General features: G+C 54.0%; 10 protein-coding genes. 7 read left to right on the top strand and 3 right to left on the bottom strand.

The window, feature by feature from the left end:
- Both NXT09_RS12200 and NXT09_RS12195 read left to right on the top strand, forming a co-directional pair.
- Nucleotides 1–5382: Ig-like domain-containing protein (locus tag NXT09_RS12200; protein ID WP_268579830.1), on the top strand; the 5382-nt coding region annotated here is incomplete at its 5' end.
- A 59-nt stretch (nucleotides 5383–5441) separates the two neighbouring features.
- Entirely contained in the window at nucleotides 5442–5786 is a 345-nt protein-coding gene (locus tag NXT09_RS12195) for a hypothetical protein (RefSeq protein ID WP_014916239.1), read from the top strand.
- A gap of 185 nt (nucleotides 5787–5971) precedes the next feature.
- On the opposite strand, the gene lapD is transcribed toward NXT09_RS12195, so the two are convergent.
- The gene (lapD, locus tag NXT09_RS12190) at nucleotides 5972–7924 is read right to left on the bottom strand and encodes a cyclic di-GMP receptor LapD (protein WP_268579829.1); all 1953 of its coding nucleotides are present in this window, start codon (nucleotides 7922–7924) and stop codon (nucleotides 5972–5974) included.
- 9 nt (nucleotides 7925–7933) lie between these two features.
- Complete coding sequence (gene lapG / locus NXT09_RS12185; protein ID WP_205550220.1) at nucleotides 7934–8623, bottom strand: cysteine protease LapG; 690 nt, start codon at nucleotides 8621–8623, stop codon at nucleotides 7934–7936.
- Nucleotides 8624–8899: 276 nt separating this feature from the next.
- Between lapG and murQ the strand changes: the two genes are divergently transcribed.
- From murQ to tadA, 3 genes are all read left to right on the top strand, one after another.
- Nucleotides 8900–9826 (top strand): N-acetylmuramic acid 6-phosphate etherase, encoded by a 927-nt coding sequence (gene murQ, locus NXT09_RS12180; protein ID WP_268579828.1) that lies wholly within the window; start codon nucleotides 8900–8902, stop codon nucleotides 9824–9826.
- 31 nt (nucleotides 9827–9857) lie between these two features.
- On the top strand, nucleotides 9858–10496 hold the full coding sequence (gene yfhb / locus NXT09_RS12175; RefSeq protein ID WP_010301173.1) for a phosphatidylglycerophosphatase C: 639 nt from the start codon (nucleotides 9858–9860) through the stop codon (nucleotides 10494–10496).
- An 83-nt stretch (nucleotides 10497–10579) separates the two neighbouring features.
- The gene (gene tadA, locus NXT09_RS12170; RefSeq protein ID WP_268579827.1) at nucleotides 10580–11095 is read left to right on the top strand and encodes a tRNA adenosine(34) deaminase TadA; all 516 of its coding nucleotides are present in this window, start codon (nucleotides 10580–10582) and stop codon (nucleotides 11093–11095) included.
- Nucleotides 11096–11134: 39 nt separating this feature from the next.
- On the opposite strand, the gene mltF is transcribed toward tadA, so the two are convergent.
- On the bottom strand, nucleotides 11135–12643 hold the full coding sequence (mltF, locus tag NXT09_RS12165) for a membrane-bound lytic murein transglycosylase MltF (RefSeq protein WP_205550213.1): 1509 nt from the start codon (nucleotides 12641–12643) through the stop codon (nucleotides 11135–11137).
- A 216-nt stretch (nucleotides 12644–12859) separates the two neighbouring features.
- On the opposite strand from mltF, the gene purL reads away from it, so the two are divergent.
- Nucleotides 12860–16744, top strand: a complete 3885-nt coding sequence (gene purL, locus NXT09_RS12160) for a phosphoribosylformylglycinamidine synthase (RefSeq protein WP_268579826.1) — start codon at nucleotides 12860–12862, stop codon at nucleotides 16742–16744.
- A gap of 705 nt (nucleotides 16745–17449) precedes the next feature.
- Nucleotides 17450–18886: a sensor histidine kinase gene (locus NXT09_RS12155; protein WP_268579825.1), complete on the top strand. Its 1437-nt coding sequence runs from the start codon at nucleotides 17450–17452 to the stop codon at nucleotides 18884–18886.
- Nucleotides 18887–18896: the final 10 nt, after the last annotated feature.

The following is an 18896-nucleotide window of genomic DNA, read 5'->3' as shown; positions in this document are numbered from 1 at the left end:
GCGACTGAGTCCGGCCAGACCATAGCCGTCACCGGTCAGGTCGGTAATGAAGTCAAAGCGGGCGATGCGATCACCGTTACCGTTGGCACTGAGACTTACCAGACGACGGTGAATAGCGATGGTAAAACCTGGAGCGTGAATGTGCCGGGCTCGGTACTGGCCGCCAATGGTGATGTGAGTGCGACCGTCACCACGCGTGACACCGCAGGTAACGTCACGACTGCCAACACCAGCCACACTTACGGTGTGGACACCGTTGCACCTATTGCTTCAATTTCTATTGATAATGTGACGTCCGATAACGTTATTAATGCCAGCGAATCCGGCCAGACCATTGCCGTCACCGGTAAAGTCGATAACGACGTCAAAGCGGGCGATGCGGTTACCGTTAAAGTCGGCACCGAAACCTACCAGACGACGGTGAATGCGGACGGCAAAACCTGGAGCGTGAACGTTCCAGGATCCGTGCTGGCAGCAAACGGCGATGTGAGTGCGACCGTCACTACATGCGATACGGCAGGTAACGTCACGACTGCTAATACCAATCATGCTTATGGTGTCGATACGGTTGCGCCGGTTGCATCGATATCTATCGATAACGTCACGTCCGATAACGTGATTAATGCCAGCGAGTCCGGCCAGACCATTACGGTCACGGGTAAAGTCGATAACGACGTGAAAGCGGGTGACGCGGTTACGGTTACCGTCGGTACCGAGACCTACCAGACGACGGTGAATGCGGATGGTAAAACCTGGAGCGTGAACGTGCCGGGGTCGGTACTGGCCGCGAATGGTGATGTGAGTGCCACTGTCACCACCCGTGATATCGCAGGGAATGTCACCACCGCCAATACCAGCCACACTTATGGTGTGGACACCGTTGCGCCAGTGGCGTCGATCGCTATCGACAATGTCACGTCGGATAACGTGATTAATGCCAGCGAATCGGGTCAGACGATTGCGGTCACCGGTCAGGTCGGCAACGAAGTTAAAGCGGGCGATGCGGTCACCGTTAAAGTCGGCGGCGAGACCTACCAGACGACGGTCAATACCGACGGCAAAACCTGGAGCGTGAATGTTCCCGGTTCGGTGCTGGCCGCCAATAGCGATATCTCCGCGACCGTCACTACGCGTGACACCGCAGGTAACGCCACTACCGCCAACACGAATCACACCTACGGTGTGGATACCGTCGCGCCAGTCGCGTCGATCTCTGTCGATAACGTCACTCCGGATAACGTGATTAATGCCAGCGAGTCCGCTCAGACCGTTGCCGTTACGGGTAAAGTTGATAACGACGTGAAAGCGGGTGATGCGGTTACGGTCAAAGTCGGTACCGAGACCTACCAGACGACGGTGAATACCGACGGCAAAACCTGGAGCGTCAACGTTCCGGGATCCGTGCTGGCAGCAAACGGCGATTTAAGCGCTACGGTCACCACACGCGATACCGCAGGTAACGTTACCACCGCCAACACCAGTCACGCTTACGGTGTGGATACTGTCGCACCAACGGCGTCTATCACTATCGATAATGTCACGTCAGATAATGTGATTAACGCAACCGAGTCCGATCAGACGATTGCGGTCACTGGCAAGGTGGGCAATGAAGTCAAAGCGGGCGACGCGGTTATCGTTAAAGTGGGCACTGAAACTTACCAAACGACCGTCAATACGGATGGTAAAACCTGGAGCGTCAACGTTCCGGGATCCGTGCTGGCAGCAAACGGCGATGTGAGTGCGACAGTCACCACACGTGATACGGCAGGCAACGTCACTACCGCGAACACCAGCCATGCTTATGGTGTGGATACCGTCGCGCCGGTGGCGTCGATCTCTATCGACAATGTCACGTCAGATAACGTCATCAATGCTAATGAATCCAGACAAACGATCTCTGTTACCGGAAAAGTCGGCAATGAGGTTAGGGCGGGTGATGCGGTTACGGTTAAAGTTGGTACCGAAACCTACCAGACGACGGTGAATGCCGATGGAAAAACCTGGAGTGTGAATGTTCCAGGTTCGGTACTGGCGGCTAACAGTGACATTAGCGCGAGCGTGACCACGCGTGATGCAGCGGGGAACGCCACCACGGCGAATACCCATCATGCATACAGCGTAGATACGACCGCACCAGAAATTGATATTACGAATTTCGCGGGTAACGATGGCTATGTCAGCCAGAGTGAGTCGAAAAACACCCTGGTCAGCGGCACCAGCAACGAGAAGAAGGTCGATCTGGTCTTTACCGATGTGAATGGTAAGTCGGTTACGCTGCATGACGTGCCCGTGACGAACGGAAAATGGCAGACGAATGTCGATCTGAGTACGTTAGCGGAAGGCAAGATTACCGCCGGGGCGACCGCAACCGATGCGGCAGGTAATCAGGCGCATGATAACAGTCAGGCCATCATGGATGTCACGCCGCCAGCCGCACACAACAACACGGTGTCTGGTACGGAAGACACGCCGCTGCACATTGGCTGGAGCGATCTGGGCGTATCGAGCGATACCACAAGCATCGTGATTTCGTCTCTGCCGCCTACTGCCGCTGGCACGCTCTATTTTAACGATAACGGGAGTTGGAAAGCGGTCACCGCTGGACAAACCTTTACGGCTGGCAACACCGATCTACGCTTTACGCCAGCGAGTAATGTCTCTGGCACCGCGCTGGGTGATATTGGTTATCGGCCAGTTGATGTTGCGGGTAACACCGGCGATAAAGCCGCGCTGCACATTGGCATAACGCCAGTAGCCGATGCGCCAGTAGTGAGCCTGAGCATCACCAGTGGCGCGACAACGCCGACCTCTTCGGAAATTATTAAGGTCAATGGCGGTAGCGCCAACGGTGGCTTCGACGTACAAAATGGGAAAATTGTTGCCGTGGGCAACGGTGTCCGCGTTTGGCTGACCGAAGGGGATCCGGTACCCACGGTGGTCGGCAATGGCAAGGTAGCGTACTACAGTCAGGGTAATACCAGCGGGGATGGCAGTTACAGCGATATCTTCGTTGTGCATTCCAACAGTGGGTATTTCTATCGACAGAGTGACTGGCCGGCCGATCGTAAGGATCATCGCGATCTGGATTCGTTTAACGGTAACCGGACGAATAACGGCAGCAGTGCGCATTCTGACTACGTGTTCGTTATGAAAGAGACGGGTTACACCTATAACGCAACTTATAGTACGAACAACAATCAGGATTCGTCGGTTAACACGCTGGACGGACTGAAAGTTAACTATACCGATGGCAGCGGCAAGTCAGGCTCGTTTACCTCGCAGGTTAGCAACAATATTGAAGGTGTGATCTATAGCGACGGTACGACATACACCCCGGGCACCAATAGTGCGACGGTGGAAAAAGTGCCCGGCCAGGCAGGCACACAGACGCATACGCTTGATGTCTCGGCAGCCCTGACCGATCGCGACGGCAGTGAAACCCTGTCAGGGATTACGCTTACGGGAATCCCGAAAGGAACGGTGCTGACCGACCACATTAACAACGTGAAGTATACCGTTGGTGACGATGGATCGTATCTCATCAAGAACGCCAATAATGCCCAGACGCTGGCTGGTAAGATTACGCTCGAAGTGCCAGTCGATGCGGGTAAATTCAATGTGGTGGCGCAGGCGACATCGACAGAAATTGCCAACCATGATACGGCGACCGGCTACTCTGCCGGAGGCGTTGAGCAGTATGGGATGAGCATCGGTACGATAGGCGATGACAACATGTCCGGCACGCATAGCCACGATGTGATGGTCGCGGATGTCTCCGGTTTGCAGATCATAGAAGGCAAGAATTACAACATTGCATTTATGGTCGATTCATCTGGCAGTATGTCGTCAACGGATATCGAGAATACGCGTACATCGTTGAGCAACGTATTCAAAAGCCTGATCAATAGTGCTAGCGGTGTGAATTCCGGTACGGTAAACGTTTTTCTGGCTGACTTTGATACGCAGGTGGGGAAAACCATTTCTGTGAATCTGAACGACGCCAGCGCCCTGAATAAGCTGACTGCCGTATTGAATTCAATGGTTGGCGGATCGGAGAAAGGCGGTGGAACCAACTATGAAGACGTGTTCAAGACGACGGCTAACTGGTTCCAAAGCGATGTGGTGAAAAAGAATGTGGGTAATAACCTGACGTATTTCATTACCGACGGTGAGCCAACGTTCTATCAGAAGAATGAAGCTGATGTCGTGAAAGTGAGTGACTGGAACCAAACGCTGAATATCGATAGCTTCGCCTACAAACCAGGGCAGTCCTACTCTATGGATGTCCGCGGTGCCGTGCGTGAAGTGATTGATAGCAAAGGGAACGTCTATCAATATGCCTGGAGCGATAACAGTAATAAAGTGGTCGGGACGGTCATTGGACAAGTACACGCGCAGGGGGACGGAACGTATGAAATCTCCTCTTTGGGCGGCGTGGGTAATAACAGCAGCTACTGGGCGCAGGACTACCGCGGCAACTGGTACTGGGTTGATAATTCAGGCAACCGCGATGTCAGCAACACAAACGCGACTCAGGCTTTCAGTTTGCTGAAGAAGCAGTCAGCAATTGAAGCGATCGGTATTGGGGCTGATTTAAATGGCGATACGCTGAAGCGCTATGACACCGACGGTGTGGTTCAGGATCATATTGACCCTGCTAACCTTAATAAAGCGATTTTGGGCAGCAGTGAGTCAATACATGCAGGTAATGACCAACTGAATGGCGGGTTGGGGAATGACATTCTGTTCGGCGATGTGGTGTCGTTTCCTAATATCGACGGCAACGGTATCACCGCCTTGCAGAACTACATCGGCAAGCAGTTAGGTATGCAAACTGGCGTCCCGACGGCGAAAGAGATGCATGGCTATATTGCAACGCACAGCGCGGAGTTTGATCTGTCGTCGTCGAAAGATGGCAACGACATACTCAACGGTGGAGCGGGGAATGACATTCTCTTCGGCCAGGGAGGAAATGACACTCTCTACGGCGGGGCGGGGAATGACCTTCTGTACGGCGGCAGCGGAGACGACATCCTGATTGGCGGCGCGGGGGGCGATACGCTCATCGGCGGCGCAGGTGCGGATGTCTTTAAGTGGCAGGCTGGCGATATCGGCAACGATGTGATCAAAGACTTCAATGCCAAAGAAGGTGACCGGATTGATTTAAGCGATCTGGTGGGCGAACTGGAGGAAGGCACTGATATCAGCCGCTATATTCGCATCACCGATAATCATGGTTCACCGACGATTGAAGTGAGCACCGCGGGGAACTTTACGGCGGATAAGGGCGGAACGGTTGCAGTGTCGATTACGTTGGAACACTATAACGGTGCATTGCCGTCGCTTGAAAGTCTGGTCAGCAAGCCAGAACCGTCTAGCTGACGAAAAGGGGGAGACTGCACGGCTCCCTTTTTTATCAAAAACTTAAAAGGTCTCCGAACATGTTTTATATCCAGCGCGACAGTGATGGCCACCTGATGAAGGTAGAAAAGAGTCCTTTTCCTGAAATGAACGGCGAACTGTCCGATGATTCGCGTGAGGCGCAGGCTTGGTTCCGCAGTCATCAGGCAGCGATGTCCAGTCTCCAGCAACTGCGGCAAAGCGATCTGGAAATGGTGCGCGTGCTGGAGGACTTAATTCAGGTTTTGATTCAGAAAGGCGTGGTCAGCATTACCGATTTCCCTCAGGCGGCACAACTGAAGTTGATCAACCGTGCGCAGGCGCGTGAAGCCCTGAATGGCGGGTTGAACAAGCTGATTGGCGACGATGAAGAGACCATGTTTTGAAGAAGAGTGAATGTTTTAAAAAATTGCTGTTTTAACGGCATGTGTTTTAAAGACTTACTGCTTTAAAGACATAGCGTTTTGAAGAAGAAATCATCCCTTAACGTCCCGTTCAGCCGTTTCCGGCTTCTCAATGTCGTAGTGAGAAGCCGGGGTCGTTAAACGCCGTTAGCCAAAATGATGTGGTATCAGACTCTGACCGCTGGCACCGGTTCACCCAGCAACCGTCCCATCGCGCCTTGTAATCCCATCTCCTGAAGCACTTTCAGCTCACCTGCAGTTTCAACACGTTCGGCGATAAGCGGCAGGGCAATACTGTTGGTGGCGCGATACAGCGCTTCGATAAACATTTGTTTATCGTCTTCCTGATCGATATTGCGGATGTAGCTGCCATCGACTTTCAGGTAAGCCAGCCCCCATTGCGACAGGTTGCCGATCATATTAAAGCGCCCGCCAAAATGCTGTAGCCCCAGCGCACAGCCATGTTCATTCAGCAGCTTGATTAAGGCTTCCAGTTGGGTGCTGTCTGGCAATTGGTTCTCATCCAGCTCCAGAATCAGTCGTCTGGCGACGTCAGGCTGATGCTTCAACGGGGCAAGCAGATCGGCAAGCAAATGAAGATTCAGGACCGTGGTGCCGGACAGGCTCAGTGCCAGATTGCCGTCGTGCTGACGAAGATAGTCCAGTACTTCGCGCAGCATAGTCTGATCCAGACGGGTATCCCAGCCAAAGCGTTGAATCCACGGCAGGAAGCGGCCTGCCGCGATGCTGTTTCCTTGTTCATCCTGAATACGGGCTAGCACCTTGTGATGCAGCACCTGACTGGGATCGTCACAGGCGACGACCGGTTGCAGGAAAAGCTGCAAGCGTTCCTGTTCCAGAATGGGATCGAGCAGGTTAAACCATCTATGGCGATCGGTTTCGACCTGTTCGGCACTGACGGACGGAATGTCGTGAGGCGCGGTGCTATCGGTATTGCTTTCGGCTCGCGTGAGCGCCTGATCGCCCTGAATAAACAGAGATTGCGCGGTGTCGCCGGGGCGGAAAGGCACCATGCCGAATTGGGCAACAGGGGAGACGTCGGTTTCGCCTGTCAGATGCAACGTTTCGATGTTGCTCGTCAGCTCGCCAATCAGCGCATAGGCTTCTTTATCGACCAACCCCGGACAGAACAGCGCAAATTCCCCGCCGCGGATGCGTGCCAGAAGGCTCTCCGCATTGGTATGCTGTTTTTGCATTTTGCGCAGGATATGCCCGACGGAGGCTAAGAGCGCATCGGTGCGCTGGCCACCCAACCGCTGGTTCATCCCCGCCAGATCCTGAACGCGAATCATAATAAGGAAGCCGGGAGCGGTTTCTTCGTCGGCCAGTTTGTCGTTGAACTGCATGTCAAACGCGCGGCGGTTATTCAATCCGGTTTGAGGATCCTGATAGGCGTCCTGACGTAAGCGCTCGCTCCGCTCTGCTTCCTCTTCAAACAGCGTTTTGAGCTTGCTAACCATCAAGTTCATCGCCTGCGCGACGCGGCGGAATTCTGGCGTATTGGGTAAATCTGGCTGGCTAAGGAACTCACGACGGGTAATTGCCAGCGACTGATCGACAATATAATCAAGCGGACGTAGCTGACGGCGCAGGAACAGCGCACCGAGGAGCACGCCCAGCGTGCCACAGCCTAGCAGCCATAGGAAAGAGGCCGTACTGCTGCGCCACAGCCGCGTCACCGCGAACATCGGATGGCTGACGACTTCGACTTTTGCCGCCTGTTCCCAACCGCGCATCACGATGGCTTCGCCCGCACCAGGTTGCAGGTTCACTAACTGAACAAACCAGCGTGGTACGTCAGGGATATCCGGTGAGGCGGTGCGCTCCAGCGTAACGTTGCCGGTTTTTAAATCCCGCACGCGGATACTGGAAAAGTAGCCACTGTCGAAAATCGAGCTGACCATCAGCTCTACCATTGCCGGGTCATCGATATTTGGCGTCAGGGAAAGCCCAAGCGCGGTAGCGGCATCCTGTGCGTGAGAGTGAAGCTGGTTATTGTACTGTTCACGCGAATTTTCCAGGCTGACGAAAAAACTCCCGCTGAAAATAATTAGCACAAACAGGCAGATGGCTATCAGTAATTGTTTGTATAGAGACATAGCCTACCCTTACTCCTCAATTGAAAACCCTTCGGCACGCATTTTGGTTAATACATCCTGCCAGCGTGAAAGTCGTTTACTGTCGCCTACGCGTTTGTTGCTGCCGCTGGCACCTGGCAGCCAGAGACCACCACCATTAAAGGCGTACACCGGAACTAAATCATTGCGCTCTGTCGCCGGTTGGATTTTGTCGGTCAGATTGTCCAACACCAGCGGAATCGAGGTTGGCGTGGGATAATAGGTCACTACCATGTGCGCTTTATTCAGGCGCAGGGCTTTTACATAGGTAATGCGTAATTTGTCCGCCGGGACGCCTAAATGGCGCAGCGTAAAATACTTGGCGAGCGCATAATCTTCGCAATCCCCGGCACCTTTACGCAGCGCTTCAATCGGGGTTGCCCAGTAATCTTCCTGATTCCAGACGACAATATCATCGCGAAACAGCATACGGTCATTGAAAAATTGGTTCACGCTGCTCAGCAGCGCCTTTTCCTCTTTATTGCGGGAATTGACCAACAGCGTCTGCCATTCATCTATTCGGCGGCGAGCATCGGGCGTTGCCGGGCCATAAAGCTGCTCGGTTCGCTGATTAATGGTAATAAAATCCCAGTCCGCACGTAGGGAACCCGCCAGCAGAAACAGCAGACAGCTAATAAAGAAAAGCGTGTAACTGGAGAGTCTGAACCCGGAGAGTCGCACTGAGGTTTCTCTGTTTACCTTGCGAGATGCATGTGGAGGGTGAATTCGATGCAGAATAGCGTACTTTCACAGCTCCCAAAAGCATATATACCCTAAATAATTCGAGTTTCAGGAAGGCGGCAAAAGAAGGAATCCCGATGAGCTTACTGAGGTAAGTGATTCGGGTGAGTGAATGCAGCCAACGCACATGCAACTTGAAGTATGACGGGTATAGTGGTGAAAATGGTTGTTTGTCATGAGCGTGTAAAGCGCTGACACAAAGCATGAGGTAGCAGAATGCGTTCAGATGTGATGGATGAAGAGAATCTTAATTTAGGGAAGCTGGTTTCTGAAACGAGAAACCCGGCGACGATGGCCTTGGATCAGCTCTCTACGCTGGAGATGATGCACGCGTTTAATCAGGAAGATCGGAAAGTGCCTGAAGCCATTGCGCAGGTTTTACCCGCGATTGCCGAGGCTGTCGATCTGGCGACGGCGTCGTTGCAAGAGGGCGGGCGGTTGATCTATCTGGGCGCGGGGACCAGCGGCCGTTTGGGCGTACTGGATGCCTCCGAGTGTCCGCCGACGTTTGGCGTGCCACACGGGCTGGTTATTGGCCTGATTGCCGGTGGGCCGGGCGCATTGCTTAAAGCGGTTGAAGGTGCAGAAGACGACCCCGCACTCGGTGAGGCGGATTTAAAAGCGCTGAATTTAACCGCAGCGGATATGGTTGTCGGTCTTGCGGCATCAGGCCGAACGCCGTATGTGATTGGCGCATTGCGCTATGCGCGTGACGTTGGCTGCCGGACTGCGGCGATCTCCTGTAACCCGCATTCACCCATCGCACAGGAAGCGCTGGTGGCGATTTCTCCGGTCGTTGGCCCGGAAGCGTTAACGGGGTCGACGCGACTGAAGTCGGGAACGGCGCAAAAACTCGTCCTGAATATGATTTCTACCGGCGCAATGGTTAAGCTGGGAAAGGTGTACCAGAATTTGATGGTCGATGTGAAGGCAACCAACGTGAAGCTGTTGGACCGGGCTTGCCGCATCGTGGTTGAAGCAACGGGTGCCGAGCGGGAAAAGGCACGGCAGGCGCTGGTGCAGGCGGATAATGAGGTTAAGCCTGCAATTCTGATGCTGCTGGCTAATATTGATGTGGCAGCGGCGCGTGAGCGCCTGAAACAGCACAACGGTTATCTGCGTGAGGCGCTGATTGGCGGATAAAATTATCTTGGTGTAAGTCGGGAGAAATGTTTTGAGTGATAAGCGAGAGCAACGCATTGTTTTTTTTGATCTGGATGGCACGTTGCATCAGCAGGACATGTTTGGCAGCTTTTTGCGTTTTTTACTTCGTCGGCTGCCGCTAAATCTCGTTCTGGTTATCCCGCTATTACCGATTATCGGGCTGGGGCTACTGATTCGCGGTCGTGCGGCCCGGTGGCCGATGAGCTGGCTACTGTGGGCAATTACGTTTGGGCGTGATGAAGACGAGCTGGTTCAGTTGGAAAAGCAGTTTGTCGGTGCGTTTCGTCATGATGTCATTCCGTTTCCGCAGGTTCAGCAGCGGCTGAAAACCTATCTTGAAGACAGTGAGGCACAGGTCTGGCTGGTGACCGGATCGCCGCAGCGGCTGGTGGAACAGGTCTATCATGATTCGCCTTTTCTGCCCGGTGTTCGCCTGATGGGAAGCCAGATTACACGCCGCTACGGCGGTTGGGTATTAACACTGCGCTGTCTGGGGCATGAAAAAGTGACGCAGATGGAGCAGCGTCTCGGCGCACCGCTCAAGCTCTACAGCGGTTACAGCGACAGCAAACAGGACAACCCGCTGCTCTATTTTTGCGAACACCGCTGGCGAGTCACCCCCGAAGGTAGCCTGCAACAGCTGGAATGATTTTTTCATTCTTTCATCTGATTTTTCATCTCTTCATGTGGGTATAATGCGCCGCCAAAATATGAATGACTGAGTGAGGAAACGTGGGCAACCTGCGTAACGATGAATACTGGATGCGTCACGCATTAATGCTGGCTCAGCGTGCTCAGGATGAAGGCGAAGTGCCGGTTGGTGCGGTGCTGGTGCTGGGTAACGAAGCCATCGGCGAAGGGTGGAACCGGCCGATTGGACATCACGATCCTACCGCGCACGCTGAGATTATGGCGCTGCGGCAGGGAGGTCAGGTGTTGCAGAATTACCGTCTGCTAGAGACGACGCTGTATGTCACGCTGGAGCCGTGCATCATGTGTGCAGGTGCGATGATACATAGCCGGATTGGCCGTCTGGTTTACGGCGCGTCAGATGAAAAAACAGGTGCGGCGGGGTCGCTGGTGGATATTCTGCGCCATCCCGGCATGAATCATCAGATCGTGATTGAATCCGGCATTCTGGCTGATGAATGTTCTGCCACGCTCAGCGCGTTCTTTCGCCTGCGTCGTGAACAGCATAAAGCCCGTCGTGCCGCAGAAAAAAGCGAGAAAAACGCCGCGCAGGAGTAGCGGGGCGTTTGTTCTTTCATACGGATCTACTCCGGTTTTTTATTCCGGTACCTTGCTGAGAGGCACGGCCGGATAGCCTTGCGCGATCTGGGTTTGCTGCTGCACTTTGGCTTCTTTTTCTATCAGATAACCTTCCAGACTCACCATATAACGCCGAATGTTTTCCACGTAGTTATAGGCTTCGTGTCCGCGCGCGTAGCCGTAGGTGGTTTGAGTGTAATAGCGCTTCTGGCTCAGCATCGGCAGGCGCATCTTCACATCGACCCAGCTGTCGGGGTTACCCTTCTGTTTTTCGGTCAATTTACGCGCATCAAGCAGATGAGCGTATCCCATGTTGTAAGACGCCAGCGCAAACCAGATTTTTTCATCTTCCGGGATGGTGTCCGGCATTTTCTGCATCATGTGCGACATATATTGCGCACCGCCGCGAATACTTTGCTCAGGGTCGACCCGATCGGTGACGTTCAGGCTTTCTGCCGTGTTGCGCGTGAGCATCATTAGCCCGCGCACGCCGGTAGGAGAGGTCGCCAGCGGGTTCCAGTGTGACTCCTGATAGGAGATGGCGGCCAGCAGCTTCCAGTCGATATCGGTGGCGTATTTTTCAAACAGCGGGCGTAGATCCGGCAGCGTTTCATCAATCGCGCTCAGGAACGTGGTGGTATCGACATAGTCAAATTCGCCAACGTGGCCGAGATATTTCTCCTCCAGACGCGCGAGCGTACCGTCTTCGACAATCTGGCTGAAGAAATCCAGCAGCGCGGCGGACAGGCTGTCATCGTGTGAACGGCGCATATACCAGGTAACTGGCTCTTCGTCGCTGAGATCGAAAGCGACGGCAAGCTGCGGATGAATCCGCTGCATCAGGCCGATAGTGACCGAATCACCCAGCGTATAGTCCAGTTTGCCGTCGGCAACCTGCTTCAGTAATTCCTGCGTGCTCTGATCGGAAGCCGACTCCCAGCTTAGTTGCGGGTATTTCTCTGCTTTTAGATCGCGCAGGGTCGCGGCGTGGGCGGAACCTGACGTCACGACGAGGCGGCCTTGCAGTTTATCCAGCGTTTTTGGGCGGGGTGAACCGAGGCGGTACACCATCTGTTGTGAAATGGAATAGTAGGTTGGGCCGGCGCGGAAGCGTTCCAGACGCTCGTGGTTGTAGATCAGCCCGGCAGCCAGCAGGTCGGCATCGTCGCCATCCAGATCGTCGAACAGCTCGTCAAGATTCTTGCGTGACGAGACCACCAGCTTGACGCCGAGGTAATCGGCGAACCGTTTTGCCAGTTCATAGTCCAGACCTGTCGGGGATCCGTTGCTCATTGCATAAGTCAGCGGTGAGTTGACCGTGCTGATACGCAACTCACCGCGTGAGAGGATCTGCCTGAGCTGTACATCCTGACTACTGCGCCAGGGAATACTAGGCCATAGCGCTAACGCCAGCAGTAACGTGATAATCCCGATGAAAAAATAATTTAATTTTAACGGCTTCAAATAGTTATCTCTCGGCGGCCGTGTGGCCAGGCTGTCTGTAACGGCAGTTTTTTTATACGTCATTTCCCAGAGTGGGGGCATTTTGCTTAACAAAGCGCCAGTGTGCAACTTTTATTGATTTGGTCACCAATTAATCATTCGTCGGGCGTGAAGTGAAATTATCGCCACGCAAACGGTTTCGTCCGAGGGAAGGATTCTCTATAATATGCGCGTTTCCCCCCTGTTGTGCCCCATGGCTGTATCGCAGCCAGTGCATCGAAGACGAGAGAACTTTAGATTATGGAAATACTGCGTGGTTCACCTGCTTTATCGGCTTTTCGTATTAATAAATTGCTGGTCCGCTGCAAAGAGCACGTTTTGCCGGTCAGTGATATCTATGCTGAATACGTACATTTCGCCGATGTCAGCGCCCCGTTGAACAACGATGAACAGGCCAAACTGACACGTTTGCTGAAGTATGGTCCTTCTCTCGCGGAGCACGAGCCTCAAGGCCATCTGTTACTGGTCACGCCGCGTCCCGGCACGATTTCGCCGTGGTCTTCCAAAGCAACGGATATCGCCCATAACTGTGGGTTAAGCAAAGTACTGCGTCTGGAGCGTGGTTTGGCTTTCTATATTCATGCGCCTACGCTGAGCGATGAACAGTGGCAGCAACTGGGGGCACTGCTGCATGACCGCATGATGGAAAGCGTATTTAGCGACCTGAAACAGGCCGAAGCGCTGTTCTCTCACCACCAACCTGCACCTTTCAAGCGTGTCGAAATTCTGCTGCAAGGCCGTCAGGCACTGGAAGAGGCGAATGTCCGTCTGGGACTGGCATTGGCAGAAGATGAAATTGACTATCTGATGGAAGCCTTCACCAAACTGGGCCGCAATCCTAACGATATCGAACTGTATATGTTCGCCCAGGCGAACTCTGAGCACTGCCGCCACAAGATTTTCAACGCGGATTGGGTGATCGACGGCGTTACTCAGCCGAAGTCACTGTTCAAAATGATCAAAAACACCTTTGAACATACCCCCGATCACGTTCTCTCTGCCTATAAAGATAACGCCGCCGTCATGGAAGGTTCCGCCGTCGGCCGTTTCTACACCGATCCCAACGGGCAATATACTTACCATCAGGAAGACGCCCATATCCTGATGAAGGTTGAAACGCATAACCACCCAACCGCCATTTCACCGTGGCCGGGCGCGGCAACGGGATCCGGTGGTGAAATCCGTGACGAAGGCGCGACAGGCCGTGGCTCCAAGCCGAAAGCGGGTCTGGTGGGTTTCTCTGTATCGAACCTGCGCATTCCTGGCTTTGTTCAGCCGTGGGAAGAAGAATTCGGCAAGCCAGAGCGTATTGTCAGCGCGCTGGATATCATGACCGAAGGCCCATTGGGCGGCGCGGCATTCAACAACGAATTCGGCCGTCCTGCACTGACGGGCTATTTCCGTACTTATGAAGAGCGTGTTGATAGCCACAATGGCACCGAGCTGCGTGGCTACCACAAACCGATCATGCTGGCGGGCGGCATTGGTAACATCCGTTCCGATCACGTCAAAAAAGGCGAAATTATCGTCGGTGCCAAACTGATTGTACTGGGCGGACCGTCCATGAATATCGGACTGGGCGGCGGTGCAGCCTCTTCTATGGCATCGGGTCAGTCTGATGCAGATCTGGATTTTGCTTCTGTACAGCGCGATAACCCAGAAATGGAGCGCCGCTGTCAGGAAGTGATCGACCGCTGCTGGCAATTGGGTGAAGCCAACCCGATCCTGTTCATTCACGATGTCGGCGCGGGCGGTCTGTCCAACGCCATGCCGGAACTGGTGAGCGACGGTGGCCGCGGCGGTCGCTTTGAACTGCGCGATATTCTGAACGACGAGCCGGGCATGAGCCCGCTGGAAGTCTGGTGTAACGAATCGCAGGAGCGCTACGTTCTGGCCGTTGCGCCAGAGCAGCTGGCACTGTTTGATGAAATTTGCCGTCGTGAACGTGCGCCTTATGCGGTGATTGGTGAGGCGACGGAAGAATTGCATCTGACGATGAACGATCGTCACTTCAACAACCAGCCTATCGATCTCCCGCTGGATGTGCTGCTGGGCAAAACGCCGAAGATGCTGCGTGACGTTGAGCGCAAGCAGGTAGAAGGCACGCCGCTACAGCGTGATGAAATCTATCTGGCAGAAGCGGTCGAGCGCGTGCTGCACTTGCCTGTTGTCGCCGAAAAAACCTTCCTGATCACCATCGGTGACCGCTCTGTTACCGGTATGGTAGCCCGCGATCAGATGGTCGGTCCGTGGCAGGTGCCAGTGGCTGACTGCGCGGTGACCACCGCCAGCCTCGATAGCTATTACGGTGAGGCAATGTCTATCGGTGAACGTGCGCCAGTCGCGTTGCGTAACTTCGCAGCCTCCGCGCGTTTGGCGGTGGGTGAGGCGCTGACGAACATTGCGGCCACGCATATTGGCCCGCTGACTCGCGTGAAGCTGTCTGCGAACTGGATGGCAGCAGCAGGGCACCCGGGCGAAGATGCCGGACTCTACGATGCGGTGAAAGCCGTGGGTGAGGAGCTGTGCCCAGCACTGGGTCTGACGATTCCGGTGGGTAAAGACTCTATGTCGATGAAAACCCGCTGGCAGGAAGAGGGCGAAGATCGCGCGGTAACCTCGCCGATGTCGCTGGTGATCTCTGCGTTTGCCCGCGTGGAAGACGTGCGTAACACGGTCACGCCACAGCTGCGTATCGGACAGGATAATGCGCTGCTGCTCATCGATTTGGGTGCAGGCAATAAAGCACTGGGTGCGACGGCGCTGGCACAGGTTTATCGCCAGTTGGGTCGTAAGACGGCAGATGTGCATAGCCCTGAGCAGTTGGCTGGCTTCTTTAATGCCATGCAGCAACTGGTCGCGGATAAAGCGCTTCTGGCCTATCACGACCGTTCAGACGGCGGCCTGCTGGTTACGCTGGCAGAGATGGCGTTTGCTGGCCATTGCGGCGTGACTGTCGATATCGCGTCTCAGGGTGAGGATACGCTGGCGACGCTGTTTAACGAAGAGCTTGGTGCAGTAATCCAGATCCCTGCGGCACGTCGTGCGGAAGTGGAAGCGGTTCTGGCACTGCATGGTCTGGCAGACTGCGTGCATTACCTCGGTCATGCTGAAGAAGGCACGCGTTTCACCATCAATCAGGGTGCAGAAGCGGTCTATCAGGAAAGCCGTTCAACGCTGCGTCGCTGGTGGGCTGAAACCAGCTGGCAGATGCAGCGCCTGCGTGATAACCCGCAGTGTGCCGATCAGGAACACATCGCCAGACAGGATGATAACGATCCTGGCCTGAACGTGTCGCTGACCTTCAATCCGCAGGAAGATATCGCCGCGCCTTACATTGCTAAAAATGTCCGCCCTAAAGTGGCAGTCCTGCGTGAGCAGGGTGTGAACTCTCACGTAGAAATGGCGGCGGCGTTCCACCGTGCGGGCTTTGATGCCATCGACATCCATATGAGTGACCTGCTGGCGAATCGCCGTAACTTGCAGGATTTCCAGGCGCTGGTTGCGTGTGGCGGCTTCTCTTATGGTGACGTGCTGGGCGCGGGTGAAGGCTGGGCTAAATCCATTCTGTTCAACTCTCGCGTACGCGATGAATTCGCTGAATTCTTCCTGCGTCCACATACGCTGGCGCTAGGCGTATGTAACGGTTGCCAGATGATGTCCAACCTGCGTGAGCTGATTCCGGGTGCCGATCTCTGGCCGCGTTTTGTCCGCAATAAATCCGATCGCTTTGAAGCGCGCTTCAGCCTGGTTGAAGTGGAGAAAAGTCCGTCGTTGTTCATGAATGACATGGCCGGATCGCGCATGCCGATTGCCGTTTCACACGGTGAAGGTCAAGTTGAAGTCCGCGACGGCGCGCATCTGGCGGCGATTGAAGAGCACGGTCTGGTGGCGCTGCGTTATATCAACCACTACGGTCAGGTAACCGAGAACTATCCGGCTAACCCGAATGGCTCACCAAACGGTATTACGGCGGTTACCAGCACCAGCGGTCGGGCAACTGTCATGATGCCGCACCCTGAGCGTGTGTTCCGTACCGTCAGTAACTCCTGGCACCCGGAAGAGTGGGGCGAGGATGGCCCGTGGATGCGTATGTTCCGCAATGCGCGTAGACAGCTGGGCTAAGTTTAGGTCAGTCAGAGAAAGGGGCTTCGGCCCCTTTTTTACGTCTGTTTTCTCCGTTTGTCGTTTTTTTGCGACGGACAGGTTTTTTACTGTCTCTAATTGGTGACATTTAACTGTTTGATTTATATGAACGGCGTGATGCCATCATAAAGCTGTCTGTTTTTAGCGACATAAATCGTCTCTTTTGCGCGTATTTTCGTTATTTGTATTTCGGGTTATATTTTTCTTGGTTAGTTTTGAAATAAAAATCACTATTAATCATGATGTTAATTTTTTTATTTTAAGGTTGGCATCATAAGTGCATATTAAGTGTAGTTGCTCATTCAACTGGTTATGATTGCGTTGCTAACTGGCAAACATTTTCGCTCATAACATCTGGAATGATGCCAAAAGAAAGGGTGCCTATCGTCCACCAGACCGATAATCGAGCGTGAAAACGAACGTTATCAAGCATCGGGCGACACGTTGAGTGAGGCACCGCCTATTCAGTTACGCGGCCAGAAGGAGTGATTCTTCTGGCCGCGTGACGTTTTAACCCCGCCACGTCTCCCCAGAGAATCCCCCTGATTGTTTTTATGGCGTGATTTTTGCCGTCCTTACATTGGTATTCATGCCACATTGCGAAGCGTTGCGCATGTCGTAAGGGAAAACGTTGAACTTTTATAAGACTCAGTTAGCATCAGAGCGGATTCGATAGGTAACGAGATGATTTCTTTGAAACGATGGCGTTTATTCCCGCGTTCTCTGCGGCAATTAGTAATTATGGCGTTCTTGCTGGTGTTGCTGCCGCTGTTGGTGCTGGCCTATCAGGCTTATCAAAGCCTGAACATGCTGAGCGAACAGGCTGCGGATATTAACCGGACAACGCTGACGGATGCCCGCCGCAGCGAGGCAATGACCAGCGTTGCGCTGGCGATGGAGCGTAGCTACCGGCAATACTGTGTATTGGACGATCAGACGCTGGCGACGCTCTATCAGAACCAGCGTAAACAGTATTTGCAAATGCTGGATTCTCACGCGCAGGTCCTGCCCGATCCCCGCTATTACCAGACGCTACGTCAACTCCTTACTCAGCTCGGCGACATACGCTGCCATAACAGCGGTCCGGAACAAACGGCATCCAGCCTGCTGGAAGGGTTCTCCCGCGCTAACGGACAGATGGTGCAGGTGACGCGTGACGTCGTTTTCTCCCGTGGGCAGCAGCTCCAGCAGGCTATTTCCGAACGCGGTCAGTTCTTTGGCTGGCAGGCGCTGCTCTTGTTTCTAGTCAGCGTGCTGCTGGTGGTCCTCTTTACACGGATGATTATCGGCCCCGTTAATGGCGTCGAGCGAATGATTAACCGCCTTGGCGAAGGGCGCTCGCTGGGCAACACCAGCACCTTCAAAGGCCCGCGTGAAATTCGAACCTTGGCGCAGCGTATTATCTGGTTGAGCGAGCGTCTGTCCTGGCTCGAATCACAGCGACATGAGTTTTTACGCCACATCTCCCACGAACTGAAAACACCGCTGGCTAGCCTGCGGGAAGGCACTGAATTGCTGGCCGATGAGGTGGTTGGTCCGCTGACTGCCGATCAGAAAGAGGTGGTTGCTATTCTTGATAGCAGCAGTCGCCACCTGCTACAGCTGATCGATCAACTGCTGGACTACAATCGCAAGCTGGCGGATACGCCGACCGAGCTGGAGCGGGTGGAAATCGAAGAAATCGTCGATATTGTCGTGGCCTCTCACAGCTTGCCTGCCCGCGCCAAAATGATTCATACCGATGTGACGCTAGCCGTTGATCACTGTTGGGCGGAGACGACGCTATTGATGCGAGTGATCGATAATCTCTATTCCAATGCGGTGCACTACGGTAAGGAATCCGGTAACATTTGGATTTATAGCCGTCAGATTGGCAATCGCGTTCAGATTGATGTCGCCAACAATGGTACGCCTATTCCCGATGCAGAGCGGAGCATGATTTTTGAGCCCTTTTATCAGGGCAGCCATCAGCGCCGTGGTGCAGTCAAAGGAAGCGGACTGGGGTTGAGCATTGCGCGTGATTGCATTCGTCGTATGCGTGGTGAGCTTAGCCTAATTACCGTGGACTATGCTGATGTGTGTTTTCGCATCGAGCTGCCCTTATTGTCCGATAACGAATAGTCCGAGAATG

The organism is Pectobacterium jejuense, assembly GCF_026800125.1.
Lineage (GTDB): Bacteria > Pseudomonadota > Gammaproteobacteria > Enterobacterales > Enterobacteriaceae > Pectobacterium > Pectobacterium jejuense.
The sequence above is the reverse complement of the archived record's forward strand: the minus strand, read 5'-3'. Positions and strand labels throughout refer to the sequence as shown.

Excerpts from the sequence above, each read along its gene's own strand:
- NXT09_RS12195 (WP_014916239.1), top strand. The coding sequence starts at position 5,442 with ATGTTTTATATCCAGCGCGACAGTGATGGCCACCTGATGAAGGTAGAA.
- lapD (WP_268579829.1), bottom strand. The coding sequence starts at position 7,924 with ATGTCTCTATACAAACAATTACTGATAGCCATCTGCCTGTTTGTGCTA.
- murQ (WP_268579828.1), top strand. The coding sequence starts at position 8,900 with ATGCGTTCAGATGTGATGGATGAAGAGAATCTTAATTTAGGGAAGCTG.
- mltF (WP_205550213.1), bottom strand. The coding sequence starts at position 12,643 with ATGACGTATAAAAAAACTGCCGTTACAGACAGCCTGGCCACACGGCCG.
- purL (WP_268579826.1), top strand. The coding sequence starts at position 12,860 with ATGGAAATACTGCGTGGTTCACCTGCTTTATCGGCTTTTCGTATTAAT.
- NXT09_RS12155 (WP_268579825.1), top strand. The coding sequence starts at position 17,450 with ATGATTTCTTTGAAACGATGGCGTTTATTCCCGCGTTCTCTGCGGCAA.